22 protein-coding genes are annotated in these 25,491 nt (G+C 70.9%); 12 read left to right on the top strand and 10 right to left on the bottom strand.

Annotated elements, in window-relative coordinates; translation table 11 throughout:
• Positions 1-49 precede the first annotated feature (49 nt).
• Positions 50-817 (top strand): hypothetical protein, encoded by a 768-nt coding sequence (locus tag ACSHXC_RS26575; protein WP_438297116.1) that lies wholly within the window; start codon positions 50-52, stop codon positions 815-817.
• Between the two features lie 45 nt (positions 818-862).
• Positions 863-1,516 (top strand): class F sortase, encoded by a 654-nt coding sequence (locus ACSHXC_RS26570; RefSeq protein ID WP_438296838.1) that lies wholly within the window; start codon positions 863-865, stop codon positions 1,514-1,516.
• Positions 1,517-1,730: 214 nt separating this feature from the next.
• Here ACSHXC_RS26570 and ACSHXC_RS26565 read toward each other — a convergent pair whose 3' ends face one another.
• The 6 genes from ACSHXC_RS26565 to ACSHXC_RS26540 all read right to left on the bottom strand — a co-directional run bounded on the left by ACSHXC_RS26565 (position 1,731) and on the right by ACSHXC_RS26540 (position 7,161).
• The gene (locus ACSHXC_RS26565; protein WP_438294002.1) at positions 1,731-2,510 is read right to left on the bottom strand and encodes a sulfite exporter TauE/SafE family protein; all 780 of its coding nucleotides are present in this window, start codon (positions 2,508-2,510) and stop codon (positions 1,731-1,733) included.
• Positions 2,511-2,547: 37 nt separating this feature from the next.
• Positions 2,548-2,742: a hypothetical protein gene (locus ACSHXC_RS26560; RefSeq protein WP_438294001.1), complete on the bottom strand. Its 195-nt coding sequence runs from the start codon at positions 2,740-2,742 to the stop codon at positions 2,548-2,550.
• Between the two features lie 70 nt (positions 2,743-2,812).
• Positions 2,813-4,300, bottom strand: a complete 1,488-nt coding sequence (locus ACSHXC_RS26555) for a ferredoxin reductase family protein (RefSeq protein WP_438294000.1) — start codon at positions 4,298-4,300, stop codon at positions 2,813-2,815.
• 143 nt (positions 4,301-4,443) lie between these two features.
• Positions 4,444-5,097: a LuxR C-terminal-related transcriptional regulator gene (locus ACSHXC_RS26550; RefSeq protein WP_438293999.1), complete on the bottom strand. Its 654-nt coding sequence runs from the start codon at positions 5,095-5,097 to the stop codon at positions 4,444-4,446.
• A 78-nt stretch (positions 5,098-5,175) separates the two neighbouring features.
• On the bottom strand, positions 5,176-6,474 hold the full coding sequence (locus ACSHXC_RS26545; RefSeq protein WP_438293998.1) for a sensor histidine kinase: 1,299 nt from the start codon (positions 6,472-6,474) through the stop codon (positions 5,176-5,178).
• 24 nt (positions 6,475-6,498) lie between these two features.
• A complete protein-coding gene (locus ACSHXC_RS26540) occupies positions 6,499-7,161 on the bottom strand; it encodes a hypothetical protein (RefSeq protein WP_438293996.1) in 663 nt (220 codons plus the stop codon).
• Positions 7,162-7,376: 215 nt separating this feature from the next.
• Between ACSHXC_RS26540 and ACSHXC_RS26535 the strand changes: the two genes are divergently transcribed.
• From ACSHXC_RS26535 to ACSHXC_RS26510, 6 genes are all read left to right on the top strand, one after another.
• On the top strand, positions 7,377-8,549 hold the full coding sequence (locus ACSHXC_RS26535) for an NAD(P)/FAD-dependent oxidoreductase (RefSeq protein WP_438293995.1): 1,173 nt from the start codon (positions 7,377-7,379) through the stop codon (positions 8,547-8,549).
• A 46-nt stretch (positions 8,550-8,595) separates the two neighbouring features.
• Positions 8,596-11,064 (top strand): nitrite reductase large subunit NirB, encoded by a 2,469-nt coding sequence (gene nirB, locus ACSHXC_RS26530; protein ID WP_438296837.1) that lies wholly within the window; start codon positions 8,596-8,598, stop codon positions 11,062-11,064.
• On the top strand, positions 11,061-11,393 hold the full coding sequence (gene nirD / locus ACSHXC_RS26525) for a nitrite reductase small subunit NirD (RefSeq protein WP_438293994.1): 333 nt from the start codon (positions 11,061-11,063) through the stop codon (positions 11,391-11,393). Before nirB ends, nirD begins: the two co-directional genes overlap by 4 nt.
• A 15-nt stretch (positions 11,394-11,408) precedes the next feature.
• Positions 11,409-11,993: a TetR/AcrR family transcriptional regulator gene (locus ACSHXC_RS26520; protein ID WP_438293993.1), complete on the top strand. Its 585-nt coding sequence runs from the start codon at positions 11,409-11,411 to the stop codon at positions 11,991-11,993.
• 71 nt (positions 11,994-12,064) lie between these two features.
• Entirely contained in the window at positions 12,065-12,829 is a 765-nt protein-coding gene (locus tag ACSHXC_RS26515; protein WP_438293992.1) for an SDR family NAD(P)-dependent oxidoreductase, read from the top strand.
• Positions 12,830-12,889: 60 nt separating this feature from the next.
• On the top strand, positions 12,890-13,813 hold the full coding sequence (locus tag ACSHXC_RS26510; protein WP_438293991.1) for an oxidoreductase: 924 nt from the start codon (positions 12,890-12,892) through the stop codon (positions 13,811-13,813).
• Between the two features lie 21 nt (positions 13,814-13,834).
• Here ACSHXC_RS26510 and ACSHXC_RS26505 read toward each other — a convergent pair whose 3' ends face one another.
• Positions 13,835-14,239 carry a VOC family protein gene (locus tag ACSHXC_RS26505; RefSeq protein ID WP_438293990.1) on the bottom strand — a complete coding sequence of 135 codons (405 nt, stop codon included), beginning with the start codon at positions 14,237-14,239 and terminating at the stop codon, positions 13,835-13,837.
• Between the two features lie 258 nt (positions 14,240-14,497).
• Here ACSHXC_RS26505 and ACSHXC_RS26500 point away from each other — a divergent pair, with 258 nt between their 5' ends.
• The 4 genes from ACSHXC_RS26500 to ACSHXC_RS26485 all read left to right on the top strand — a co-directional run bounded on the left by ACSHXC_RS26500 (position 14,498) and on the right by ACSHXC_RS26485 (position 19,521).
• The gene (locus ACSHXC_RS26500; protein WP_438293989.1) at positions 14,498-16,363 is read left to right on the top strand and encodes an APC family permease; all 1,866 of its coding nucleotides are present in this window, start codon (positions 14,498-14,500) and stop codon (positions 16,361-16,363) included.
• A 130-nt stretch (positions 16,364-16,493) separates the two neighbouring features.
• On the top strand, positions 16,494-17,747 hold the full coding sequence (locus ACSHXC_RS26495; RefSeq protein ID WP_438293988.1) for an ABC transporter substrate-binding protein: 1,254 nt from the start codon (positions 16,494-16,496) through the stop codon (positions 17,745-17,747).
• A 5-nt stretch (positions 17,748-17,752) separates the two neighbouring features.
• The gene (locus ACSHXC_RS26490; protein WP_438293987.1) at positions 17,753-18,661 is read left to right on the top strand and encodes a carbohydrate ABC transporter permease; all 909 of its coding nucleotides are present in this window, start codon (positions 17,753-17,755) and stop codon (positions 18,659-18,661) included.
• Positions 18,661-19,521 carry a carbohydrate ABC transporter permease gene (locus tag ACSHXC_RS26485; RefSeq protein WP_438293986.1) on the top strand — a complete coding sequence of 287 codons (861 nt, stop codon included), beginning with the start codon at positions 18,661-18,663 and terminating at the stop codon, positions 19,519-19,521. The genes ACSHXC_RS26490 and ACSHXC_RS26485 overlap by 1 nt, the downstream gene beginning before the upstream one ends.
• Here the strand turns inward: ACSHXC_RS26485 and ACSHXC_RS26480 are convergent.
• The 3 genes from ACSHXC_RS26480 to dusB form a co-directional block, all read right to left on the bottom strand.
• Positions 19,479-20,510: an ArsR/SmtB family transcription factor gene (locus ACSHXC_RS26480; protein ID WP_438293985.1), complete on the bottom strand. Its 1,032-nt coding sequence runs from the start codon at positions 20,508-20,510 to the stop codon at positions 19,479-19,481. The two genes, ACSHXC_RS26485 and ACSHXC_RS26480, sit on opposite strands and share 43 nt — an antisense overlap.
• Positions 20,511-21,087: 577 nt before the next feature.
• Positions 21,088-23,811: a pyruvate, phosphate dikinase gene (gene ppdK, locus ACSHXC_RS26475; RefSeq protein WP_438293984.1), complete on the bottom strand. Its 2,724-nt coding sequence runs from the start codon at positions 23,809-23,811 to the stop codon at positions 21,088-21,090.
• Between the two features lie 420 nt (positions 23,812-24,231).
• Entirely contained in the window at positions 24,232-25,377 is a 1,146-nt protein-coding gene (gene dusB / locus ACSHXC_RS26470) for a tRNA dihydrouridine synthase DusB (RefSeq protein ID WP_438293983.1), read from the bottom strand.
• Positions 25,378-25,491: the final 114 nt, after the last annotated feature.

Here is a 25,491-nt window from a genome sequence, read left to right as displayed (position 1 = left end):
ACGCCTCTTAGGTCGAAGGCAGAAGCTCTGCCGCGTCCCCGGAGGATCCATGCGTACTGCCCGACTGCTGACCAGTGCCCTGCTGGCGTCCGCCGCCGTGCTGGGTCCGGCGGGTTCGCTCGCGTACGCCGACTACGAGCCGGCCGCTTTGCTGGAGCTGTGGCCGACGAGCGCCTCGCCGGGCAGCACGGTGACCGCGAACACCACGGCCTGCGGACCGGCGGGGCGGGCCATGGGCGATGCGAACACGGTGGGCGCGGGCGACTTCCGGATGTCGGCCGCCCCGCACAAGGAAGTGCTCGCCGGGCAGTTCCAGGTGGCCCCGCAGGCCAGGCCGGGCTCCTTCCGCATCAGGGTGAGCTGCGAGAACGGCAAGGTCGTCGACGGCCAGCTCACCGTCACCGGGGCCGGCGACCGCGACCAGAAGGGCCAGGACAAGCCCTGGAACGCGGGCGACCCGCAAAGCGGCAAGGACAAGCCCTGGAACGCGGGCGACCCACAGGGCGGCAAGGACAAGCCTTGGGAAGGGGGCGACCGGCGGGGCCAGGACAAATCCTGGGACGGGAACGACCAGCGCGGCAATGATCAGCGCGGGCAGGACAAGACCGGGAACACCGACAAGACTGACAAGACCGGGAAGACCGGGAACACCGGGGACAGCCGCGACCCGCGGGGTCATGTGAAGACCGGGGTCGGCGGCAGCATCGGCCCCGACACCACCGAGATCGCGGCGGGCGCGGCGGTACTGGCCGCGGCCGCCGTGGGCAGCACCTGGCTACTGCGTCGCCGGGCGAGCGGCGCGCAGGGCCGGGGCTGACCGCCCTTGTCGGACCGGATCGCCCGGCGCAACGCGGGCTGGCTGATGGTGGTCGCCGCGTTCGTCGGCCTGTGGCTGATCGAGCGGGGCCTTGAGACCGTGGAGCCTCCGCAGCCGTCGGCGGCCGAGCGGTTCGCGGCGGGGCCGGGGCCGGGGTCGGAGCGGAGCCGCATCACGGCCGACGCCCGCTCCGGGGCCGTCGCGCGGGCCGTGACCGAAACCCCGCCCGCCGAGGGCCTGCCGCCCTCCGAACCCGTACGGATCAAGATCCCCTCGATCCAGGTCGACGCCCCGGTGATGCGGCTCGGGCTCGGCCCCGACCACAGCCTGGACGTGCCGCCGCCGGGGAACACGAACATGGCCGGCTGGTACAAGGACGGCGCCGCGCCGGGCGCCCGGGGCACGGCCGTGATGGCGGGCCACGTCGACGACTCGCGCGGCCCCGCCGTCTTCTACGCGCTGGGCGCGCTGAAGAAGGGCAGCCGGGTCGAGGTGACCCGCGAGGACGGGCGGACCGCGGTGTTCGACATCGACGCGGTCGAGGTCTACGAGAACGACGTGTTCCCCGACACGAAGGTGTACGGCCCCGCCGCCCGCCCGGAACTACGCCTGATCACCTGCGGCGGAGGCTTCTCCCAACAAACGGGCTACCGAGGCAACGTAGTCGCCTTCGCCCACCTGGTGGGGGTGGCGCCCTGAAGGGCGCGGGGAACTGCGCGAGCAACCGCGGCCGGCCCGCACCCGACGGAACGGGCACATGCACGCAGTGCGTGCCTTAGGGGCGCGGGGAACTGCGCGACCAGCCATGCACGGCCCGGGGCAGAAAACGGGTTTAAGGGGCGCGAGGAACTGCGCGGGCAACCACGGCCGGCCCGCGGCAGAACGACAGCCACCCCTCCCCCAAGCGGAGCGCCTACCCACCCCACTGGTCAAACGCCAGCTTCGCGACCAGCGAGAAAACAACCACAAGCAGCACCCCGCGCACGAACTCGCTGCCCTTGCGCAGAGCCATGCGCGCCCCGATCAGACCCCCGGCGAGGTTGAACACGGCCATGATCGCGGCCAGTTGCCAGATGACGCTGCCCTGATAGGCGAACATGGCGAGCGCGCCAACATTCGTGCAAACGTTCACGATCTTGGCGGTGGCGCTCGCGGTCACCAGATCGAGATGGAGCACGGCGGTGAGGGCCAGAACGAGAAACGTCCCGGTGCCGGGCCCGAAGAGGCCGTCGTAGAGCCCGATACCGCCGCCGACGAGCACGATCGCGGTGACGGTACGGGCCCGGGTGACCGGCTGCCCACCGGACCCGGTGCCGAACGCGGGCTTGAACATGACGAACGCGGCGACGCCGAGCAGCACGACCAGGATGACCGGGCGCAGCACGGCGCTGCTGATGCCGGCCGCGAAGAACGCGCCGGTCATGGAGCCCGCGAGCGCCGCGAGCCCGATCCGTAGCGCCGTCTTCACCTTCACCGGCGCCTTGCGCACATACGTCACGGCAGCCCCCGAGGTGCCGACGATGGCAACGGCCTTGTTGGTGCCGAGGATGTGCGCCGCGGGGACGTGCGGCAGCCCGAGGAGCAGCGCGGGCAGCAGGAGCAGTCCGCCGCCGCCGACCACCGCGTCGATCCACCCGGCCGCGCCTGCTGCGAGGCACAGCACGATGAGCATGGTCAGCGATATGTCGGGCATGCTGGCGACCTTAAGGAGCGATCAGCCGGTTCGTCTATTACTTTCCGGATGCTTGAGCCAGATCTGAGCTGGTGGCCGCCGGGGTCCGGTCGGGGGCGGGCGGCGCGGCCGGGGTGACGGCGACGGCCAGGAACGTCGCCCCGAGCGCGCTGGCGGCGGTGAGCCCCGCGGCGAGCCGGCGCCGGGCGCGGTCGAGGGGGACGGGGGCGGCGCACTTGCGGTGACGGGCCATGGCTCAGCGATTCCTCGGTTCGGCGGGGTTGGGGCGGCGGGGTTGGGGCGGCGGGCTTCGATGCGCGGGGTCAGAAGCTGAACTGCTCGGTGTGGATGTGCTGTTCGGGCACCCCTGCCTTGATGAGCGAGGCGGCCGCGGCGTCGGCCATGGGGCCGGGGCCGCACAGATAGACGTCGTGCTCGGCCAGGTCGGGGACGAGGTTGCGCAGGGCCTGCGGCGCGAGCGGGTCGAACGACGCGTCGGACGGGCCGAGGAGGTAGTGCAGCGCGGCCCCTCGCCGTCCGGCGATGGCCTCCAGTTCGTCGCTCAGCACCAACTGGGCGGCGTTGCTCGCCCGATAGAGCAGGGTGAGGTCGCCGGGCGCGGCGGGCAGCGTCTCGAAGAGGACCCGCATCGGCGTGATCCCGACCCCGCCGGCCAGGAGCAGCACCTTGCGGCGGGTGCGGCGGTGCGCGGTCATCGCCCCGAACGGTCCGGTCGCAAGGACCCGCGTGCCCGGCCGCAGCCGCCGGATCCGCCGGCTGTGCACACCGAGCGCCTTGACGGTGATCCGCAGGGTGTCGTCCCTGACCGGCGCGGACAGCGAGAACGGCAGCGAAGTGTGCCACAGCCTGCGCTGCACGAACCGCCAGCGCAGGAACTGCCCGGGTTCGGCGCGCAGCGCGTCGAGCCCGGTCCCGCGCATCACGACGGAGACGACGTCCGGGCTCTCGTCGCGCACCTCGACGACATGGAGCGCGTGGCGCAGCGCCTGCCGTACGGGGACGACGCCCCGGTACCAGACGATCAGCACGGCGACGGTGGCGTGCAGCATCGCCCAGGCCCACACGGTGAGCGGGCTGCCGGACACATCGGGGCCGACCATTTGGTGGGCGAAGGCGAGCGCGGCGCCGAGGTAGGTGAGGAAGTGCAGGGCACGCCAGGTCTCCTGCGACATCCGCGCCCGGGCCGCCCGCACCGAGCTGACCCCCGCGACCACCAGCGCGAACGTCCCGAACGCTGCGGCCAGGATCCCCCCGTAGCCGAGCAGCTGCGCCGCCGAACTCAGCAGATCGGTGCCGCTGTGGGCGGCGTATCCGCAAAGCGCGAGCACCACGTGCGCGCCGACGAGGCTCAGTACGTAGCGCCCGCCCAGCGAGTGCCAGCGGGCGAGCCGGTCGGCGCCGACGCCATGCTCGACGGCGGGAACCCGGGCCATGAGCAGCAGCATCACCAGGATTCCGTAACCGGCGAGCAGCCCCGACAGATGGGCCCCGCTCCCGAAGAGCGCGTCCAGGCGCGCGGACGGCTCGGCCTGGGCGCCCCACAGCAACCCCACGGCCCCGGCCCCGCCGACGATCCCCCGCCGCATGACCTTCGGCCGGATCCGCAGGGGCCGCACATCGACGGGCACGGGCGCTGCGGCCCGGTTCCCGGCGCTGGCCGGGGTTGTGGGGATGAATTCCGGCGCGAGCCCCGACCGAGGTGCCACAGGCTCCTGTTGGGACTGGTGGGCGAGATAGGCGGACAGGGCTGGGTACGCGGCAAGCTGCGGGTCGGTGACCTCGATCGTCACGCTCGGCAGCCTAGGTCGGAGCAGCCGGCGAAAGGCCCTGGTCAGAGGCGGATCCGGGATCCTTAAGGCGCCCTTGAGGATGGGCTGACCACCGATTAAGCCGGCCCTCCCCCGACCCGGGTGCCAGCCGCCTTCAGCTGCCCTCAGCCGCCTTGCCGGTCCAGGTAACGCAGTACGGCGAGCACCCGGCGGTGGCCCGACTCGGAGGGCGGCAGGTCCAGCTTGGCGAAGATGTTCGCGATGTGTTTCTCCACCGCCCGCTCCGACACCCCGAACGACCCGGCGATGGCGTGGTTGGTGCGGCCCTCCGCCATCAGCCCGAGCACTTCCCGCTCGCGCGGGGTGAGCGTGTCGAGCGCGGCGGCTCTCCGGCTCGCCCCGAACAGCTGGGCCACCACCTCCGGGTCGAGCGCGGTGCCACCCGCCGCCACCCGCTCCAGGGCGTTCACGAACTCCCCGATGTCCACCACCCGTTCCTTGAGCAGATAGCCCACCCCCGCCCCGCCGTCCCCGACGAGCTGCGCCGCGTACTTGGTCTCCACATACTGCGAGAAGATCAGCACCCCGGTACCCGGCGCCGTGCGGCGGATCTGCACGGCCGCCCGCAGCCCTTCGTCGGTCTGTGTCGGCGGCAGCCGGATGTCCACCACCGCCGCGTCCGGCCGGTGCTCGGCGACGGCGACGAGCAGCGCCTCCGCGTCCCCCACGGCCGCCGCCACCTCCACCCCGCGCAACTCCAGGAGCTGGACGAGCCCGTCGCGCAGAATCGCGGAATCCTCGGCGATGACGACCCGCATGAATGACCCGCCCTGTTCTAGTTGTTTCAGAGTTCCCGGTGTTCAGAGTTCCCGGTGTTGGGACAGCGAGGTGGCTGCTCATCTGAAGGGCATCACCACGCTCACCACCGTAGGCCCTCCGGGTGGGCTGTCGCAGGTCAGGGAGCCGTCGACGGTACGGACCCGGGCCCGCAGGCCGGCCAGTCCGCTGCCCGCGCCGACCACCGCTCCTCCGCGCCCGTTGTCCTGGACGGTGAGCAGCAGGATCTTCGCCGCGCCGTGCACCGTGACCGTCACCTGCGAAGCTCCGCTGTGCTTGGCCGCGTTGGCCAGGAGTTCCGCCGTGCAGAAGTAGGCGATGGACTCGACGGCCGGGCTCGGTCTGCCCTCGATCCCGCAGCTAACCCGGACCGGCAGGGCGCTGTCCGCCGCGAGGGTGGCAAGGGCGGTGTCGAGCCCCTGGTCGAGCACGGGCGGGTGGATTCCCTTGACCAGATGGCGCAGGTCGGCCACGGCCTGCTTGGCATTGCCCTGTGCAGTCTCGACGACCTTCAGGATCCGGTCCTGCCCGGCGCCGCCCGCCACCAGTTCGCGGATCATCGTGAGGTGCATGCCCAGACCCACCAGGCGGGCCTGCGTCCCGTCGTGGAGGTCGCGCTCGATCCGGCGCAGGGTGGCGGCCGCGTCGTCGACGGCCTGGGCGCGGGTCTCCTCCAGGGTGCGGATGCGCTGGTCCGCACGGTCCGGCCCGAGCAGCGCGGTGAGCAGCAGCCGGTGCGGGGTGAGGGCATGGCGGACCAGCCACGGTGCCGCGTACAGGAGGAGCAGCCCGACGGCGAAGGGCAGCAGCCAGCGGGGCCAGCTGTCGAGCTCCACTCCGCCCACCTCCATTCCCACATGCCGTACGGAACCGTCGGGCTCCCGGATCGTGAAGTAGTTCCAGCGCTTGAGCACCGGATACAGGGTCAGAAGCACTCCGTGCACAAAGCCGATGTATACGGAGCCCAGGGCCAGCAGGGCCGTCAGCGGGGCCGTCAGGGCGCAGCCCACCGCCCGCCATCCTGACCGGCCGCCCAGCACCGAGCGCCGCCAGTCGAAGACTCCGCTCGTCTCCGCCCGCACCGGCGGGTCGATCTCAAGCCCCAACAGGTGTTTGGCCAGGGCTCGTTGGAGGTCTCCGAGGGCCAGGGCCCCGCGGACGGCCGCGGCGATGAGCCAGAGCCCCAGCGCCGTCCACGACAGCACCGCGCCGATCAGCAGGACCGCGACGACCAGGGCCAGTCCGGTCAGTGCGAGCGGCAGCGCGATGAGCGAGTAGAGCGCGGCGCGGCCGATCGGGCCGAGCCGGTCTCGCCGGTAGGGGAACTCCATGGAGCCCGGAAGACGCAGGCGGTGCATGAGGAACAACCCTAGAGCCGCTGATCAGAGCTGGTGGATCACCGGTATGGACAGGATGGCGCAGACCGCGGCGACGGCGAGGGCGATCCCGGTGGTCTTCAGGAGCCCGGTGCGGTCGGCGCCGAGGAAGCCCTTGACCAGGCGGGCCTGCAGCGCGGTGAAGCCCTTCATCACCCAGGGCGTGATGAGCAGGAAGGACAGCCCGCCGCCTATGCCGTGCACCGCCCACGCGCCGGCCATCGTGGGGCCGCCCCACGACTGGCTCGTGTCGCCGCCCCGCAGCGGATAGGCCACGTTCATGACGACGACCGTCCAGAAGTAGCCCGACACGGTCAGCGCTATCAGGTTGAGCGGCATGCTGATCACGGCGTGGGCCAGGGCGAGCGGCCCCGTACGCCCGGGGTCGGGCATCTCCACTCCGAGCAGCACCCGGGCGAGCCCGCGCTGGATCCGGCCCGCCGAGCCTCCCACCAGGGCTATCGGCACGCACAGGATGCCGATGGGCAGGGCGAGCAGAAGATAGGCGAGCCGCAGCCACGTCCCGGCCCGGAACGGCTCCCGGAGGATGCCTCTCCAGCCGACGCGAGGCGCACCGCGGTGCGTGGCGTGCCGGTCGGCGCCGGCCGGGCCCGCTACGGGGCGGGCCGGTGCAGGTGTGGGTGCGGAATGCCGCTGCGCGAGGTCCATGCGTCAAGGCTCCCGCCCCCGGCCGCCCGGTTCGATCGTGCCAGCACGGAACTTCGTGGTTCGGTTTACCCCACCCCCGAGCCTGAGGGGCTGGAGCATCGGCCCCCGCACACCGCTCCCCCTCACACCCCACCCCCCGCCCCGCTGAGCTCAAGGTTCCCCGGTGGAAATCGGCGGGATGCGGACGGGTAACAGCCGCCGCGCACGCTGGGCACATGAGTACGGACATCGTGGTGATCGGCGGCGGCACGGCGGGTGCCCGCCTGGCCCGGCATGTCCCGGTGACCGTCATCGGCGAGGAAACGCACGCACCGTACAACCGGGTGCTCCTCGCGGAGGTGCTCGCCGGGCGGTACGGGCCCGAGGTGATCTCGCTGCCCCCCATACCGGTGCGGCGCGGCGTGCGGGCGGTGCGGATCGACCGCGCGGCCCGCGTGGTGCACTGCGACGACGGCAGCGCGGTCCCGTACGGGCGCCTCGTGCTCGCGACCGGGTCGAACCCGGTGCTCCCGCCGCTCAGGGGCCTGCGTGAGGGCCGGCTCCCCGACGGCGTCCACCCCTTCCGCACCCTCGACGACGCGCTCGCGCTGCGCGAGAAGGCCCGCGAGGGGACCCGTGCGGTGGTCATCGGGGGCGGGCTGCTCGGTGTGATGGCCGCGCGGGCGCTCGCCGAGTGCGGTGCCCAGGTCGTCCTCGCCCAGCAGGGCGAGCACCTGATGGAACGTCAACTAGACGTCGCTGCTTCGGCGTTGGTGCGTACCCATCTCGAACTTCTCGGTGTGGAGGTGCACACCGAGTGCCGGGTGCGCGGCCTCACCGGTCCTGCCGGCACCGACGTCGAGCTCGCCGACGGATTCGTGCTCGGCGCCGAACTCGTCGTCCTCGCCACCGGGGTCCGCCCCCGCACCGGCCTTGCGCTGGCCGCCGGGCTCGACGTCCGCCAGGGCGTGGTCGTCGACGACGAGCTGCGCACCTCGGACCCGTACATCCATGCCGTCGGCGACTGCGCCGAGCATCGCGGAACGGTGTACGGGCTCGCGGGACCGGCGCTCGAACAGGCGGACGCGCTGGGCGCCTTGCTGGCCACCGGGCGCGGCTCCTACTCCGGGACGCGCGGTCTGACCCGGCTCACGCTCGGCGGCCCGCGCCCCCTGGACCTCGCCGCGTTCGGCGAGCCCACGCCCCGCCCCGGCGACGACGTGGCCCATCTCGCGGACGCGACCCGGGGTGCCTACCGCAAGGTCGTCGTGCGCGGCGACCGCCTGGTCGGGGGCGTGCTCCTCGGCGATCTCGGCGCGGTCGGGGCGCTCGCCCGGACCTGGGAGGGCGACGAGCCCGTACCGGACACGCCCCTGCTCCACCTGCTCACCCACGACGGAGGTTCCTGACGTGTCCACCGAACACCTTTCCACGATCGTGGTCGTCGGCCACGGCATGGTCGGCCAGCGCTTCCTGGAGGCGCTCGCCGAGCGCGGCGCGACCGGGCGGACCCGGGTGGTCGTGCTGTGCGAGGAGCCCCGCCCCGCCTACGACCGCGTCCACCTCACCTCGTACTTCGAGGGGAGGACGCCCGACGAACTCAGCCTCGTACCCGACGGCTTCATGCGGCAGCACGAGATAGAGCTGTACGTGGACGATCCCGCCGAGTCGGTCGACCGGGCCGCGCGCACGGTCACCGCCCGCTCGGGGCGGACCTTCGCGTACGACACGCTCGTCCTGGCCACCGGCTCGTACCCGTTCGTGCCGCCGGTGCCCGGCAAGGACACCCCGGGCTGTTTCGTGTACCGGACGATCGAGGACCTGCTCGCCATCGAGGAGTACGCGAAGACCGCCAGGACCGGCGCGGTGGTGGGCGGCGGGCTGCTCGGCCTGGAGGCGGCCGGTGCGCTGCGCGGGCTCGGCCTGGACACGCACATCGTGGAGTTCGCGCCCCGGCTGATGCCGGTGCAGGTCGACGAGGGCGGCGGCGCGGCGCTGCTTCGCACCATCGAGAACATGGGCCTCACCGTGCACACGGGTGTCGGCACGCAGGAGATCACGGCCGGCGAAGAGGGCCGCGTCAATGGAATGACACTTTCCGACAGCTCACATCTGTCGACCGACCTGGTGGTCTTCTCCGCCGGTGTCCGCCCGCGCGACCAGCTGGCCCGCGACTGCGGCCTCGCGGTGGGCGAGCGCGGCGGCATCGCCGTCGACGAGCAGTGCCGCACCAGCGACCCCGCGGTGTTCGCGATCGGCGAGTGCGCGCTCGCCTCGGACGGCCGGGTGTACGGCCTGGTCGCGCCCGGCTACGACATGGCTCAGACGGCGGCCGACGCGATCGCCGCCGGCACCGGACGCGCCTTCACCGGTGCCGACTTGTCGACGAAGTTGAAGCTGCTCGGCGTGGATGTGGCGTCGTTCGGCGACGCGCACGGCACGGCCGACGACTGCCTCGACGTCGTCTACTCGGACTCGCGTTCCGGGATCTACAAGAAGCTGGTCGTGTCGTCCGAGGGCGTGCTGCTCGGCGGCGTCCTGGTCGGCGACGCCGACGCGTACGGCACGCTGCGGCCACTCACCGGGCACGTTCCGCCGGTCTCCCCCGAGCAGTTGGTCCTGCCGGCCGGGCTCGGCGCGCCGGCCGCGCTCGGCCCGGAGGCGCTGCCCGACGACGCGGTCATCTGCTCCTGCCACAACGTGACCAAGGGCGCGATCGCCGCGTGCTCCTCGCTGCCCGAGGTCAAGAAGTGCACCAAGGCCGGTACGGGCTGCGGCAGTTGCGTCAAGACCATCGGCATGCTGCTCCCGAAGTCCGGCGACGGCGGCCTGTGCGGCTGCTTCGCGCAGACCCGCCAGGAGCTGTACGAGATCGCGCTCGCGCTGCGCATCGGCTCGTTCACCGAGCTCCTCGACGGGCACGGGCGCGCTCAGGCGCGGGGCGGCGAGGGCTGCGAGATCTGCAAGCCGGCGATCGCCTCGATCCTGGCCGGCCTCGGAAACGGTCACATCCTGGACGGCGAGCAGGCCGCACTTCAGGACACCAACGATCATTTCCTGGCCAACTTGCAGCGCAACGGCTCGTATTCGATCGTGCCGCGCATCCCGGGCGGCGAGATCACCCCGGACAAGCTCATCGTGATCGGCGAGGTGGCGCGGGACTTCGGTCTCTACACGAAGATCACCGGCGGTCAGCGCATCGACCTCTTCGGGGCGCGCGTCGACCAACTCCCGTCCATCTGGACCCGGTTGGTGGACGCGGGCTTCGAGTCCGGGCACGCGTACGGGAAGTCGCTGCGGACGGTCAAGTCGTGCGTGGGGCGGTCCTGGTGCCGTTACGGGGTGCAGGACTCGGTGCGGATGGCGATCGACCTGGAGCTGCGCTACCGGGGTCTGCGCTCGCCGCACAAGCTGAAGTCGGCGGTGTCCGGCTGCGCCCGCGAGTGCGCCGAGGCCCAGTCGAAGGACTTCGGCGTGATCGCCACGGCCAACGGCTGGAACCTGTACGTCGGCGGCAACGGCGGCGCGACCCCCCGCCACGCCGATCTGCTGGCCCAGGACCTGACGGATGACGAACTTGTCCGTCTGATCGACAGATTCCTGATGTTCTACATCCGCACCGCCGACCGCCTGGAGCGCACCTCGGTCTGGCTGGAGCGGATCGAGGGCGGCCTGAACCACATCAAGGACGTGGTGGTGAACGACTCGCTCGGGATCTGCGCCGAGTTGGAGGCCCTGATGGCCGCGCACGTGGCGGGCTACCGCGACGAGTGGGCCGAGACCCTCGACGACCCCGAGCGGCTCGCCCGCTTCGTGTCCTTCGTGAACGCGCCCGGCGCACCCGACCCGTCGGTCCGGTTCGTCCCCGAGCGCGACCAGATCAAGCCCGAGCTGCCCCTTCTCACCCTGGGAGCCACCCGATGACGATGATCCAACTCCGGATGGACGAAGGCTGGTTCGAGGTCTGCGAGGCCGCCCGCCTGACCCCCGGGCGCGGGGTCGCGGCCCTGCTCCCCGACGGCCGCCAGGCCGCCGTCTTCATCGACCGCCGCGGCCGTACGTACGCGATCGACAACCGCGACCCGTTCACCGGCGCCTACGTCCTCTCCCGCGGACTGCTCGGCTCCACTCCGGAGGGCCGCCCCTATGTCGCGTCCCCGCTCCTCAAACACCGCTTCGACCTGGAGACGGGGGCCTGCCTCGACGACGAGGCACAGGCCGTCCAGACTTATTTGACCGATCGTTCCAGTTAGTTCTACTGTCGCCATGTGGCCAGGACCAAGGAATTCGACCCCGACGCCGCACTCCAGTCAGCCCTTGAGCTGTTCTGGCGGCGCGGCTACGAGGCGACGTCGATGGCGGACCTCGTCGAGCACCTCGGCATCGGCCGCGCCAGCATCTACGCGACGTTCGGGAACAAGCACGAGCTGTACCTGAAGGCGCTGGACCGCTACGCGGAGCACCGCGACCCCGAACTGCTCGCAGAGCTGTCGGGGCCCGGCCCCGCACTGCCCGCCGTATGCGCGGTGGTGCGGCGCTTCGCCGCCGAGTCGACGGCCGGCGCATCCCGCCTGAGCGGCTGTTTCGTCACCAACACCGCCGCCGAACTGGCCCCGCACGACAGCGCCGCGGCCCGCCGCGTCGAGCTCAGCTGGGAGCACATCGAGACCCTGCTGCACTCCGCGCTCGTACGGGCCCGGGCGCAGGGCGAACTGGCGGCGGACCGCGATCCGCGCGGGCTCGCCCGGATGCTCCTCGTCTTCCTCCAGGGAGTACGGATCGTCGGCAAGGCGTCGGGCGAGCCGGGGCGGGTGCGGGACGCGGCCGAACAGATTCTGACGGTCCTGGACTGACCACTGGGCGATGGCCCGCGCCGCCGACCCGGCTCACGCATACCCTCATAACAGAACGATTGGTCAAGAATATGTCTGCTCGTTTCGCGCACAAGACCGTTCTCGTCACCGGCGCCGGTTCCGGACTCGGCCGGGCCGTCGCGCTCGCCTTCGCCGCCGAGGGGGCTCGGGTCGCCGTCGCCGGGCGTACGGCCGCGACCCTCGACGAAACCGTCGCCCTGATCGCGGAGGGGGGCGGCACGGCGGCCGCGTTCACCGCCGATGTGTCCGAGTCCGCCGCCGTGCGCGGCCTGGTGGCCGACGTGGTCGAACGGTTCGGCTCCCTCGACGTGGCGGTCAACAACGCCGGGATCTTCCGCGGCGGCGCCCCCATAGCCGAGCTGTCGGAGAGTGACTGGCAGACGCTGATATCTGTCAACGTCACCGGCGTCCTCTACGCGCTCCAGGCCGAGATCGCCCACATGCGCACCCAGGAGTCCGGCGGCGCCATCGTCAACATCTCCTCCAACCTGGGCGCCCACAGCCGCCAGCCCGGCGTCGCCGCGTACGCCGCGTCCAAGGCCGCCGTCAGCGCGCTGACCAGGGGCGCCGCCCTCGACCACATCCAGGACGGGGTGCGGATCAACGCGGTGAGCCCGGGCCCCATCGACACCACCATGTCGCTGCGCCCCGGCGAGACCGAGGCCGAGCGGGCGACCCGCATGAAGGCGGAGCAGCCGCTCGGCCGGGTCTCGACCACGGCCGAGGCCGCGGCGGCCGTGCTGTACCTGGCCTCCGACGACGCCGCCTCGGTCGTCGGCGCGGACCTCGTCATCGACGGCGGCGCCTCCGCCTGACCCGTACGCCACCGCATCCCCACCCTGCCCACCAGGCATACCCATCGGTACGGTGGGTGCATGACTCAGGGCTGGAGTGCTCAGGACATCCCCGATCAGAGCGGCCGCACGGCCGTCGTCACCGGGGCGAACAGCGGCATCGGTCTGGTCACGGCGCGGGAGCTGGCCCGCCGTGGCGCACGGGTGGTGCTCGCCTGCCGCAGCGAGGCGCGCGGCCGGGCGGCCGAGGACCACATCAGAAGCGAAGTGCCGGGCGCGGAGGCCGAGTTCAGGCAGCTGGATCTGGCCGATCTCGCCTCGGTGCGGGAGTTCGCCGCGAAGTTCCCGTACGAACAACTCGATCTGCTCGTCAACAACGCGGGCGTGATGGCGCTCCCCTATGGGAAGACCGCCGACGGGTTCGAGACGCAGTTCGGCGTCAACCACCTCGGGCACTTCGCGCTCACCGGGCTGCTGCTGCCCCGGCTGCGGGCGGCCGGGGCGGCGCGGGTGGTGAGCGTGTCCAGCGGGATGCACGCGCTGGCCAATATCGATATCGGCGATCTCAACAGCGAGCGCCGCTACCGGCGTTGGATCGTGTACGGGCGGTCCAAGTCGGCGAACCTGCTCTTCATCCACGAGCTCGCGCGGCGGCTGCGGGCGGCGGGCTCGGAGATCGTCGCGGCGGCCGCGCACCCCGGGTATGCCGCGACCAACCTCCAGACGCGGGCCGTACGGATGGAGGGCCGCCGGGCCGCCGAGCGGATCGTCGAGTTCGGCAACCGCATCATGGCGCAGCCCGCCGAGGTCGGCGCGCTGCCCACGCTGTACGCGGCGACCGCGCCCGGGGTGCGGCCCGACTCGTTCACGGGCCCGTCCCTGATGATGTGGCGCGGCGCGCCAGCCAGGTCCTGGCGGGCCAGGTGGACGCTGGACGACGTCGCCGGTGAGCGCCTGTGGGTGGCTTCGGAGCAGCTCACCGGCGTGAAGTACGAAGCGCTGTGACGCCCCTTCGCGGGGCCCGGCTCAGCCGTTGATCGCGGCCGGGTCCATGTACATGACCTCCCAGTGGTGCCCGTCCGGGTCCAGGAAGGAGCGGCCGTACATGGGCCCTTCCTCCATGGTCTCCTGGGCGGGCGAGCCGCCGGAGGCGAGCGCGGTGTCGACGAGGCGGTCGACCTCCTCGCGGCTGTCGGCACTCAGGCAGACGATCGACTCGACGGTCGTCGCGGTGTCGGCGATCTGCCGCTTCGTGAAGCCCTTGAAGAACGGCTCGGTCAGCAGCATGGCGTAGATCGTGTCGCTGATGACCAGACAGCCGGCGTTCTCGTCGGTGAACTGGGGGTTGAAGGAGTAGCCCAGCTTGCCGAAGAAGTCCTTCGAGCGGTCCAGGTCCTTCACCGGCAGGTTGACGAAGATCATGGTGGGCATGTCGTGCTCCCTCGTGGGCGGTGGCGTTGCTTACGAGGGGTAGACGGCGGCCCGCGCGAAAACTCATCGCCGTGCCGCGTTTATTTTTCGGGCGCCCACAGAGCCGGCCGACGTACCACCGCCCGGGCGAGCCCCCAGGCCGCGACAAGGCGGCATCGAGCCACCCCCGTCAAGAGGGCGTATGGATGCGGGCCCGCTCCGACAAGGGGGCGCCAAAGCGGGTCGGCGTCCGGCGGCGCAGGTCGCAGTCTGGGGCCCATGCTCACCACGTCGAAAGCCGTCGTCAGCGACGCGGCCCCCGAAGAACCTCCCGGAGCGGTCGACCGGCACCGGCTGACCGCCACGCAGGGGCTCGCCGCTCTCTCCCTCGACGCGATGGCCTCCGTGGCGTACGGCCCGGAGGCGATCGTCCTGGTCCTGGCCGCGGCTGGTGCGTACGGGCTCGGCTTCACGCTTCCCGTGACGCTGGCCATCGCCGCTCTGCTCGCGGTGCTGGTCGCCTCCTACCGGCAGGTCATCGCGGCCTTCCCGAACGGCGGCGGCTCCTACGCGGTGGCCCGCCGCCACCTGGGCGCCCGCACCGGCCTGGTGGCCGCCGCCTCGCTGATCCTCGACTACGTGCTGAACGTGGCGGTGTCCGTCACGGCGGGCGTGGCCGCGCTGACCTCGGCCTTCCCCGGTCTCTACGGTGACCGGCTCGTCATCTGCCTCGGCGTGCTCGTCCTGGTCACCGCCATCAACCTGCGCGGCATCGTCGACTCGGCGAAGGCGTTCATCGTCCCGACCGCGGTGTTCATCACCTCGATCCTCGCGATCGTCGTCGTCGGTCTCTTCCGCTCGTCGCCCGCGTCGACGTACACCGCCGACGGGCACGCCTCCGTCCTGGCGGGCAACGCCACCAGCGTCGGCGCGCTGCTGCTGCTCAAGGCCTTCGCGTCCGGGTGTTCCGCGCTGACCGGTGTCGAGGCCGTCGCGAACGCCGTGCCGTCCTTCCGTGCCCCGGCCGCCAAGCGCGCCCAGCGCACCGAGGTGGCGCTCGGCGCGCTGCTCGGGGTCATGCTGATCGGCCTCTCGGTGCTCATCGGCCGTTTCCACCTCCAGCCGGTCGAGGGCGTCACCGTGCTCGCCCAGCTCGCGGACGCCTCCCTCGGCCACAACTGGGCCTTCTACGTCGTGCAGTTCGCCACCGTCATCCTTCTGGCGCTCGCCGCGAACACCTCCTTCGGAGGGCTGCCCGTCCTCATGTCGCTGCTGGCCCGCGACAACTATCTGCCGCATGTCTTCAGTCTGAAGGCCGACCGCCAGGTCCACCGGCACGGCGTGCTCGCCCTGGCCGCCGTGTCCGCCGCGCTCCTGGTCTTCTCGGGCGGCGACACCAACACGCTGGTCCCGCTCTTCGCGATCGGCGTGTTCGTCGGCTTCACCATCTGCCAGACCGGCATGGTGATCCACTGGCGCGAGGAGCGCTCCCCCGGCTGGCGGTGGAAGGCCCTCCTCAACGGCTTCGGCGCGGTCCTGACCGGCGTTTCGGCGGTCGTGGTGACCGCCACCAAGTTCACCGAGGGCGCCTGGCTGATCGTCATCGCGCTGCCGCTCCTGGTGTTCGCGTTCGAGGCGATTCACCGGGCGTACGGGCGGATCGCGGATCGCCTGGGCCTTGGCCGGGTGCCCGAACCGCCGCGCCGCGACCGGTCGTTGGTGATCGTGCCCGTGTCGCACCTGTCCCGGCTGACCTGCGAGGCCCTGAACGCCGCCGTGTCCCTGGGCGACGAGGTGCGGGCCGTGACGGTGAGCCACCCCGACGAGGAGGACCGGCGCGACATGGAGGCGCTGCGCCGCGACTGGGAGCTGTGGAACCCGGGCGTGGAGCTGGTCGAGCTGACCTCCCAGCACCGCAGCCTGGGCCGTCCGGTCGCCGACTATGTGAGCCGCGTCCACACCTACCACCCGCACACCCGGGTCACCGTGCTGATACCGGAGGTGGAGCCCGCGCACATCTGGCAGCGGATGCTGCAGAACCAGCGCGGCGCCGTCCTCGCCCACGCCGTCCGCAAGGACACCGACGCGGTGATCTGCCGGCTGCGCTTCCGGCTCGGCCCGGCCGCGGCCCGCGCCGAGGCCTGACCTCCCTCCCGTCGGCCCGGCCGGCCGCATCCGGCCGGGCCGACACATCGCCGCAATACCACTGTCGTAATCCCCCTGCATGGTTGATCGTTGAGGCGTACAGCGGGATGACGAACAGGGGGCGTACGCCATGACGATCAGCCGCCGGACACTGCTCGGCACCGGGGCCGCACTCGGAGTGCTCACCGCATGCGGCTCCAACACCGGCCGGGACAAAGGGAGTTCACCGGGCGGGAAGGTCACGCTCGGCCACTGGTACCACCAGTACGGGGAGGCCGGCACCGAGGCCGCCGTGCGCCGCTACGCGGCCGCGTACGACAAGGCGAAGGTCAGCGTGCAGTGGCGGCCGGGCAACTACGACCAGCAGACGGCCGCCGCGCTGCTCACGTCGTCGGGCCCGGACGTCTTCGAGGTGAACGGGCCGACCCTGGACCAGATCCAGGGCGGCCAGGTCGCCGATCTCACCGCCCTGTTCGACGGGGTGAAGGACGACTTCAACCCGGCCGTACTCGCGCCCAAGACGTACGACGGGAAGATCTGGGGCGTCCCGCAGGTCGTCGACACGCAGTTCCTCTACTACCGCAAGAGCCTCCTCAAGGACGCGGGCGTCCTGCCGCCGGCCACCCTGGACGAACTCGTGGACGCGGCCAAGGCGTTGACGCGGAACAAGGTCAAGGGGCTGTTCCTCGGCAACGACGGCGGGGCGGGTGTCCTCGGCGGTACGCCGCTGTACGCGGCCGGGCTGAGTCTGGTCACCGCCGACGGCAGAGCGGGCTTCGACGACCCGGCCGCCGCCCGCGCCCTGGGCAAGCTGCATCAGCTGTACGCCGACAAGTCGCTGCTGCTCGGCGCGCCCTCCGACTGGTCGGACCCCTCCGCCTTCGTCCAGGGCCTGACCGCGATGCAGTGGTCGGGGCTGTGGGCGCTGCCCGTCGTGCAGAAGGCACTCGGGGACGACTTCGGGGTGCTGCCCTTCCCCAAGGACGGCCCGAACGGGAAGCCCTCGGTGCCGGTCGGGGCGTATGCCGCCGCCGTGTCCACGCGCTCCGAGCACCAGGCCGAGGCGAAGGCGTACGTGAAGTGGCTGTGGGTGGAACGCGCCGACTTCCAGGAGGACTTCGCGCTGTCCTACGGCTTCCACATCCCGGCCCGGCTCTCGCTGGCCAAGAAGGCGGCCAAGCTGCGGCAGGGCGCGGCGGCCGACGCGGTGACATACGCGACGGACCACGGCTACGCCCAGCCCCTGCTGTGGACGCCGACGCTGCAGACGGCGTACCAGGATGCGCTGAACCGGATCATCAAGGACGGGGCGAGCCCTGACAGTGAGTTGAAATCTGTCATCCGGAAGACCAAGGACGAACTTCAGCGGGTGAAGAAGAGCTGACGGCCATGCGACGGCGTGTTTCGGACAACACCCTCTGGTTCTGGATCTTCGTCGGCCCGTTCGCCGCGGGGCTCGCCCTCTTCACGTACGTCCCGCTGCTGTGGAGCGTCTACCTCAGCTTCTTCGACGCCCACAACACGGTCTCGCCGACCGACTTCGTGGGGTTCGACAACTACACGGCGATGCTGCGCGACGGCGCCTTCACGTCCAGCCTGGGGACGTTCGCGGTGTTCTCGCTGTTCATCGTGCCGGCGACATACGCGCTCGCGCTGGGCCTCGCGCTGATGGTGAACCGGGTGCACCGCTTCCAGGCCTTCTTCCGCTCGGTGTTCTTCCTGCCCGCGGCCTGCTCGTACGTGGTCGCCGCGCTGATCTGGAAGATGTCGATCTTCAACGGGGTGCGGTTCGGGCTCGCCAACACCGTGCTCGGCTGGTTCGGCGCAGATCAGACGGCCTGGCTGTCGACGACGCATCCGCCCTGGTACTGGCTGGTGATCGTGACCGTACGGCTGTGGCTCCAGGCCGGGTTCTACATGATCCTGTTCCTGGCCGGGCTCCAGCGGATCAGCCCGCGGCTGTACGAGGCGGCCGCGGTCGACGGCGCCCGGCCCGGCTGGCAGGTGTTCCGGCACATCACGTTTCCCCAGCTGCGCACCACCTCGATCGCGGTGGTGCTGCTCCTGGTGATCAACGCGTTCCAGGCGTTCGACGAGTTCTACAACCTGCTGTCCGACGCCCGCGGCTACCCGCCCTACGCCCGCCCGCCGCTCGTCTACCTCTACTACACGGCGCTGGGCCAGGGGCAGAACCTGGGGATGGGCAGCGCGGGCGCGGTGATCCTCGCGCTGATCATCGCGGTGGTGACGGTGTTCCAGGCCCGCTGGTTCGGCCTGGGCAGGAAGGAGGCCGACTGATGACAGCGCCGCACAGGACCCGCCCCGACGAGGCGCTCGTACGGGTCGGCCGCGCCCTGCGGTGGGTGATCCTGGCCGCGCTCGCCCTGCTGTTCCTGGTCCCCTTCTACCTGCTGGTCCGCAACGGCCTGGCCGCCGAGCAGGACATCACCTCGCCCGGCTGGACGTTCTTCCCCTCGGCCCTGCGCTGGTCGAACGTGCGCGAGCTCTTCGACGACCCGGCGGTCCCGATGGCCCGCTCGCTGCTCAACTCGGCGCTGATCGCCGTCGCCACGACGGCGGGCACCCTGCTGTTCGCCTCGCTCGCGGGGTACGGTCTCGCGCGCATCCCGTACCGCTTCGCCAACCAGGTCTTCTACGCGGTGATCGGCACGCTGATGGTTCCTGCGGCGGTCACGTTCGTACCAAGTTTCGTTCTTGTTTCGTCCCTCGGCTGGGTGTCGAGCTTGCGCGGCCTGATCGTCCCCACGTTGTTCTCCGGCTTCGCGTGCTTCATCTTTCGCCAGTTCTTCACGGGATTTCCACGTGAGTTGGAGGATGCGGCCCGCGTCGACGGACTTGGATATTGGCGTACGTACTGGAGGATCGTCGTGCCCAATGCGCGCCCGGTCTTCGCGGCCGTCGGCACCATTGTGTTCATCGGCGCCTGGAATTCCTTTCTTTGGCCGCTGGTCATCGGCCAGGACCGGGACGCCTGGACGGTGCAGGTGGCGCTCTCCACCTTCACCACCGCCCAGGTGGTCAACCTGCACGAGCTGTTCGTCGCCGCGGCCGTCTCGATCGTCCCGCTGGTCCTGGTCTTCCTGCTGCTCCAGCGCTACATCGTGGCCGGCGTGGAGCGCTCGGGGATCGACGACTGACGCGGCCGCGGCACGCGCGGGGTCCCGCCGCACAGCAGCGCGGAGCCGAGCGGGGTCAGCGTATGCAATACGGAGTTGCCGTGCCGCAGCGTGACCAGGAGCCCGGCGTCGCGCAGGACGCCCGCGTGCTGGCTGGCGGAGGCGAGGGAAACACCTGCCCTGCGGGCGAGTTCGCTGGTGGTGCAGCCGTTGCCGATGGACTGGAGCACGCTGGAGCGGGTGTGGCCGACGAGCCGGCCGAGCGAGGTGCCGCGGTCGGGGCCCGGCGGGGACTCGTACGGCGCCTGGGTGTGCGTCACCGGGTAGACCAGCACGGGCGGCAGCTTCGGGTCCTGGAGGGCGACCGGGGTGCGGCGGCAGAAGAAGGAGGGCTGCAGGAGCAGCCCCCGCCCGTCCAGGTGGAGCTCGCGGTCGACCGGGTAGTCGGCCTCCAGGACGGGCGCGCGCCAGCGCAGCATCGGCGGCAGCGAGGCGAGGAGTTCGTCGGCGCCGCCGTCGAGCAGGGCCCGGCCGCGGGCCGCCCGGTCGGCGTCGACGCGGGTCTGTATGTGCGCCCAGTACGGGGAGACGGCCGCCTGGTGGTAGGCGGCCAACGCGTCGGCGAGGCGGCCGAGTTGGGCGGTGCAGCCGTCCGCGAGCGAGGCCGCCCAGCCGGTGGTCGGGCGTCCTGCGGGGAGCCGGGAGAGTTCGGCGTGCAGCCGCTCGGGTCCGGTCTCGCGAATTCGTTCCAGTCCGGTCTCCAGGGAATGCGGGCCCCTGGGCGGCGTGAGAAAGTCGGGGAAATATCCCCGACACGGAACGATCGCGGAGAGCAATCGCGTTTCTCCGCTCAACCGGCCGCGAGTTTCCTGTCGCCATTCGCCGAATACGGAGGCGCCCCGCCGGTCCCTTAAGCGGTGAAAGCTGAGAATCGTTTCCCACAGCGTGTCAGGACCCGGCGCCATACGGAGCCGGGCCAGATCCTCGCCGGTGAAATGAATGCGCAGCACCGAAACCCCACCTGTCCACTGTGTTGCAACCTGTTGCCTTGTGTTGCATCCGCAATTGATCCCCCGACCGACTCGACTGAGTATGCCTCCCGTCACTGCCCGTGACCACGGGCCTTTCAGCCACAGTTGAAAGGCCTCGCGGAAGGGGCCCCGGGGACGAAAAGCTGTACCTCGTCGGGCACGACACCGGGCCAACCGGAAAGATTCTGCGAAGACCGTGGGGGGCTTCACAGGCTCTGGCGGCGGTGGGCGTAGGTGGCGGCTCCGTGCTCGGCGCGGTTGACAGAGTGCGGTTCACGGGTGGGGATCCGTGAACCGCACTCTGCATTTCCGGCCACCACGTCGTTAAATGTCCGCCATTCAACAGGAATTAAGCGCCCGCACACCTGGGGCGTGTACCGCGGCGTACTGCGGTGCCACCGCGAGCGCGCCCGGCGAACGCTTTCCGGGGCGGGGCGGGAAGCGCCAACGCAAAAGGGGCAGCACCCCCGCACAGGGTGGCTGCCCCTTCTTGGTGAACCGGAGCCGCCGCCGGATCGGTGTTGAGGGTCGGGGACCCGGCGGCGGCTCCGGGGCTCTATCGCGAGTCGCTGCCCTTGGACTCGGCTGCCGCGCGGCCCGCTTCGAGGCGGGCGACGGGGATGCGGAACGGCGAGCAGGACACGTAGTCCAGGCCCACCTCGTGGAAGAAGTGCACCGACTCGGGGTCGCCGCCGTGCTCGCCGCAGACGCCGAGCTTCAGGTCGGGGCGGGTGGCCCGGCCGGCCTCGACGGCGGAGCGCACGAGCGAGCCGACGCCGTCCTTGTCGATGGTCTCGAACGGGGAGACTCCGAAGATGCCCTTCTCCAGGTACGCGGTGAAGAAGCTGGCCTCTACGTCGTCGCGGGAGAAGCCCCAGACGGTCTGCGTGAGGTCGTTGGTGCCGAAGCTGAAGAACTGGGCGGCTTCGGCGATCTGGCCGGCCGTCAGGGCGGCGCGGGGCAGCTCGATCATGGTGCCGATGGTCAGCTTGAGGTCGGTGCCGGTGGCGGCCTCGACCTCGGCGATGACGGCGTCGGCCTCCTCGCGGACGATCTCCAGCTCCTGGACGGTGCCGACCAGCGGGATCATGATCTCGGCGCGGGGGTCGCCCTTGGCGTTCTTGCGCTCGGCGGCCGCCTCGGCGATCGCCCGTACCTGCATGGCGAACAGGCCGGGGATGACCAGGCCCAGGCGTACGCCGCGCAGACCCAGCATGGGGTTCTGCTCGTGGAGCTTGTGCACGGCCTGGAGCAGGCGCAGGTCGTTCTCGTTGGCGTCCTTGCGGGACTCGGCGAGCGCGACGCGGACCGACAGCTCGGTGATGTCGGGCAGGAACTCGTGCAGCGGCGGGTCGAGCAGGCGGACGGTGACGGGGAGTCCGTCCATCGCCTCGAACAACTCGACGAAGTCCTTCTTCTGGAGCGGCAGCAGGGCACTGAGTGCCCCTTCGCGCTCGTCGTCGGTGTCGGCGAGGATGAGCCGCTCGACCATCTCGCGCCGCTCGCCGAGGAACATGTGCTCGGTGCGGCACAGGCCGATGCCCTGGGCGCCGAAGCGGCGGGCCCGCAGGGCGTCCTCGGCGTTGTCGGCGTTGGCCCGTACGCGCAGCCGGCGTACCCGGTCCGCGTACGCCATGATCCGGTGCACGGCCTGGACGAGCTCGTCGGCGTCGTCGGCGCCGGCGTGCATGCGGCCCTCGAAGTACTCGACGACCGGGGACGGCACGACCGGGACCTCGCCGAGGTAGACCTTGCCGGTGGAGCCGTCGATGGAGACGAGGTCGCCCTCCTCGATGACGACGCCGCCCGGCGCGGTCATCCGGCGCCGCTTGGTGTCGACTTCGAGGTCCTCGGCGCCGCAGACACAGGTCTTGCCCATGCCGCGCGCGACGACGGCGGCGTGCGAGGTCTTGCCGCCGCGCGAGGTCAGGATGCCCTCGGCGGCGATCATGCCGTCGAGGTCGTCGGGGTTGGTCTCGCGGCGGATGAGGATGACCTTCTCGCCCGAGCGGGACCACTTGATCGCGGTGTACGAGTCGAACACGGCCTTGCCGACGGCCGCGCCCGGGGACGCGGCGATGCCGCGGCCGAGCTGCTCGACCTTGGAGTTGTCGTCGAAGCGCGGGAACATCAGCTGGGCGAGCTGGGCGCCGTTGACACGCTGGAGGGCCTCGGCCTCGTCGATGAGGCCCTGGTCCACGAGCTGCGTGGCGATCCGGAAGGCGGCACCGGCGGTGCGCTTGCCGACCCGGGTCTGGAGCATCCAGAGCTGGCCGCGCTCGATGGTGAACTCGATGTCGCAGAGATCCTTGTAGTGGGTCTCCAGGGTCTCCATGATCTGCATGAGCTGGTCGTACGACGCCTTGTCGATCGACTCCAGCTCCGCGAGCGGCACGGTGTTGCGGATGCCCGCGACGACGTCCTCGCCCTGGGCGTTCTGCAGGTAGTCGCCGTACACGCCCTGGTGGCCGGAGGCCGGGTCGCGGGTGAAGGCGACGCCGGTGCCCGAGTCGGGGCCGAGGTTGCCGAAGACCATGGAGCAGATGTTGACCGCGGTGCCCAGGTCGCCGGGGATGCGCTCCTGGCGGCGGTAGAGCTTGGCGCGGTCGGTGTTCCAGGACTCGAAGACCGAGCGGATCGCGAGGTCCATCTGCTCGCGCGGGTCCTGCGGGAAGTCGCGCCCGGCCTCGGCCTTGACGATCTTCTTGAACTGCTTGACCAGCTTCTTCAGGTCGCCCGCGTCGAGGTCGGTGTCGACGGTGACCTTCTTGGCGGCCTTGGCGTCGTCCAGGGCCTCCTCGAAGAGCTCGCCGTCCACGCCGAGCACGGTCTTGCCGAACATCTGGATCAGGCGGCGGTAGGAGTCCCAGGCGAAGCGCTCGTCGCCGGACTGCTTGGCGAGGCCGGACACCGACTCGTCAAAGAGTCCGATGTTGAGGACGGTGTCCATCATGCCGGGCATGGAGAACTTGGCGCCCGAGCGGACGGAGACGAGCAGCGGGTCGTCGGCCTGGCCGAGCTTCTTGCCCATCGTCTGCTGGAGGGCGTCGAGGTGCGCGCTGACCTCGTCGCGCAGCTCGGCCGGCTCGTCACCGCTTTCGAGGTAGACCTTGCACGCCTCGGTGGTGATGGTGAACCCGGGAGGGACCGGGAGACCGAGATTGGTCATCTCGGCGAGGTTCGCGCCCTTGCCTCCGAGGAGGTCCTTGAGGTCCCTGTTCCCCTCGGTGAAGTCGTAGACGAACTTCTGGGTGTGCTGGAGGTCTTTGTCTTCCGACACGGGTCTCGACTCCTCGAATCCGCGGTGGCTGCCCTGACGGCGAGGAACATACCCAGATCGAAGGTGTCTGGGTACGTCCACTTGCGCGTCACGGGGGCGTAACCACTCGTCCGCCACCAGATCGAAAGTGACTGGCGCGTAACGACCGGCCGAGGCTTGTCTTCACTACTTGAACGAAACAGGTCAAGAACCGGTCGAATACCGCTCAAGTGAGCGCCACTCACGCCAAGTGAGTCCACTACTTGAACACTGAAGGGGTGGCACTCAGTGCCACCCCTTTCAGAGATGCAGCCACGCGAAATGCGCTCATCTGAGCGCAACCCCTATCAGGGGTGGCGAGAATCACGCGCTCAGTCGAGCGGAATTCCAGCCTTCGGACCGCTCCCCCGACCCTTCCGCGCCGATCCGAACCGGCCCGGATCAGCCGCCGGAGGTGTCCAGCTCGGCTTCCATGCTGATGCCGGAGCAGTCGTACGGGTCCTTCAGCCAGCCGTCCGGCAGGACGACCCGGTTGTTTCCGGACGTTCTGCCGCGCGGACCGTCGGCGCCGACCGGCCACGACTGGTCCAGGTCCAGCTCGCTCAACTGAGCGCCCAGCTCGGCCAGGGACGAGGTGACGGCCAGGCTCTTGCGCATCTCCGAACCGACCGCGAATCCCTTGAGGTACCAGGCGACGTGCTTGCGGAAGTCGATCACACCGCGCGTCTCGTCGCCGATCCACTCGCCGAGCAGCGTCGCGTGCCGCAGCATCACCTCGCAGACCGTGCGCAGCGTGGGGCGCGCGAAGGAGTCCGTGCCCTCGAACGCGGCCACCAGGTCGCCGAAGAGCCAGGGCCGCCCCAGGCACCCCCGGCCGACGACGACGCCGTCGCAGCCGGTCTCCTTGACCATGCGCAGGGCGTCCTCGGCGGACCAGATGTCGCCGTTGCCGAGCACCGGGATCTCGGGGACGTGCTCCTTGAGGCGGGCGATGGCGTCCCAGTCGGCGGTGCCGCCGTAGTGCTGGGCGGCGGTGCGGCCGTGCAGGGCGATCGCGGTGACGCCCTCCTCGACGGCGATCCGGCCGGCGTCGAGGAAGGTGATGTGGTCGTCGTCGATGCCCTTGCGCATCTTCATGGTGACCGGCAGGTCCCCGGCGCCCGTGACGGCCTCGTGCAGGATCGCGCGCAGCAGCGGCCGCTTGTAGGGCAGGGCCGAGCCGCCGCCCTTGCGGGTCACCTTGGGGACCGGGCAGCCGAAGTTGAGGTCGATGTGGTCGGCGAGGTTCTCGTCCACGATCATGCGGACGGCCTTGCCGACGGTGACCGGGTCCACTCCGTAGAGCTGGATCGAGCGCGGGGTCTCGGTGTCGTCGAAGTGGATGAGCTGCATGGTCTTCTCGTTGCGCTCGACCAGCGCCCGCGTCGTGATCATCTCGCTGACGAACAGGCCCTTGCCGCCGGAGAACTCGCGGCACAGGGTGCGGAACGGAGCGTTGGTGATGCCGGCCATGGGTGCGAGCACCACGGGCGGCTGCACGGCGTGCGGGCCGATGGAGAGCGTGGTCATTGGTTCATTGTCGCGCATGCCGGCCGCGCTCCTCCGGGGCTGTGGACAACTCGGCCGCGAGGCCCGGTAGTGCCGATACCAGGACCGCCGCCGCCAGGATCTCATCGACAAGGGGTCGTTAGTTAGGCGTAC

This window comes from Streptomyces sp. HUAS TT7 (assembly GCF_051550175.1).
Lineage (GTDB): Bacteria > Actinomycetota > Actinomycetes > Streptomycetales > Streptomycetaceae > Streptomyces.
This window is presented reverse-complemented; position numbering and strand designations above follow the sequence as displayed.

What these genes read in the sequence shown, in the direction of transcription:
- ACSHXC_RS26545 (WP_438293998.1), bottom strand. Translation starts at nt 6,474, where the DNA reads ATGCACCGCCTGCGTCTTCCGGGCTCCATGGAGTTCCCCTACCGGCGA.
- ACSHXC_RS26505 (WP_438293990.1), bottom strand. Translation starts at nt 14,239, where the DNA reads ATGCCCACCATGATCTTCGTCAACCTGCCGGTGAAGGACCTGGACCGC.
- ACSHXC_RS26500 (WP_438293989.1), top strand. Translation starts at nt 14,498, where the DNA reads ATGCTCACCACGTCGAAAGCCGTCGTCAGCGACGCGGCCCCCGAAGAA.
- ACSHXC_RS26565 (WP_438294002.1), bottom strand. Translation starts at nt 2,510, where the DNA reads ATGCCCGACATATCGCTGACCATGCTCATCGTGCTGTGCCTCGCAGCA.
- nirB (WP_438296837.1), top strand. Translation starts at nt 8,596, where the DNA reads ATGGTCGGCCAGCGCTTCCTGGAGGCGCTCGCCGAGCGCGGCGCGACC.
- ACSHXC_RS26495 (WP_438293988.1), top strand. Translation starts at nt 16,494, where the DNA reads ATGACGATCAGCCGCCGGACACTGCTCGGCACCGGGGCCGCACTCGGA.
- ACSHXC_RS26560 (WP_438294001.1), bottom strand. Translation starts at nt 2,742, where the DNA reads ATGGCCCGTCACCGCAAGTGCGCCGCCCCCGTCCCCCTCGACCGCGCC.
- ACSHXC_RS26550 (WP_438293999.1), bottom strand. Translation starts at nt 5,097, where the DNA reads ATGCGGGTCGTCATCGCCGAGGATTCCGCGATTCTGCGCGACGGGCTC.
- ACSHXC_RS26515 (WP_438293992.1), top strand. Translation starts at nt 12,065, where the DNA reads ATGTCTGCTCGTTTCGCGCACAAGACCGTTCTCGTCACCGGCGCCGGT.
- ACSHXC_RS26510 (WP_438293991.1), top strand. Translation starts at nt 12,890, where the DNA reads ATGACTCAGGGCTGGAGTGCTCAGGACATCCCCGATCAGAGCGGCCGC.
- ACSHXC_RS26575 (WP_438297116.1), top strand. Translation starts at nt 50, where the DNA reads ATGCGTACTGCCCGACTGCTGACCAGTGCCCTGCTGGCGTCCGCCGCC.
- ACSHXC_RS26490 (WP_438293987.1), top strand. Translation starts at nt 17,753, where the DNA reads ATGCGACGGCGTGTTTCGGACAACACCCTCTGGTTCTGGATCTTCGTC.
- ACSHXC_RS26570 (WP_438296838.1), top strand. Translation starts at nt 863, where the DNA reads ATGGTGGTCGCCGCGTTCGTCGGCCTGTGGCTGATCGAGCGGGGCCTT.
- ACSHXC_RS26535 (WP_438293995.1), top strand. Translation starts at nt 7,377, where the DNA reads ATGAGTACGGACATCGTGGTGATCGGCGGCGGCACGGCGGGTGCCCGC.
- ACSHXC_RS26540 (WP_438293996.1), bottom strand. Translation starts at nt 7,161, where the DNA reads ATGGACCTCGCGCAGCGGCATTCCGCACCCACACCTGCACCGGCCCGC.
- ACSHXC_RS26485 (WP_438293986.1), top strand. Translation starts at nt 18,661, where the DNA reads ATGACAGCGCCGCACAGGACCCGCCCCGACGAGGCGCTCGTACGGGTC.
- dusB (WP_438293983.1), bottom strand. Translation starts at nt 25,377, where the DNA reads ATGCGCGACAATGAACCAATGACCACGCTCTCCATCGGCCCGCACGCC.
- nirD (WP_438293994.1), top strand. Translation starts at nt 11,061, where the DNA reads ATGACGATGATCCAACTCCGGATGGACGAAGGCTGGTTCGAGGTCTGC.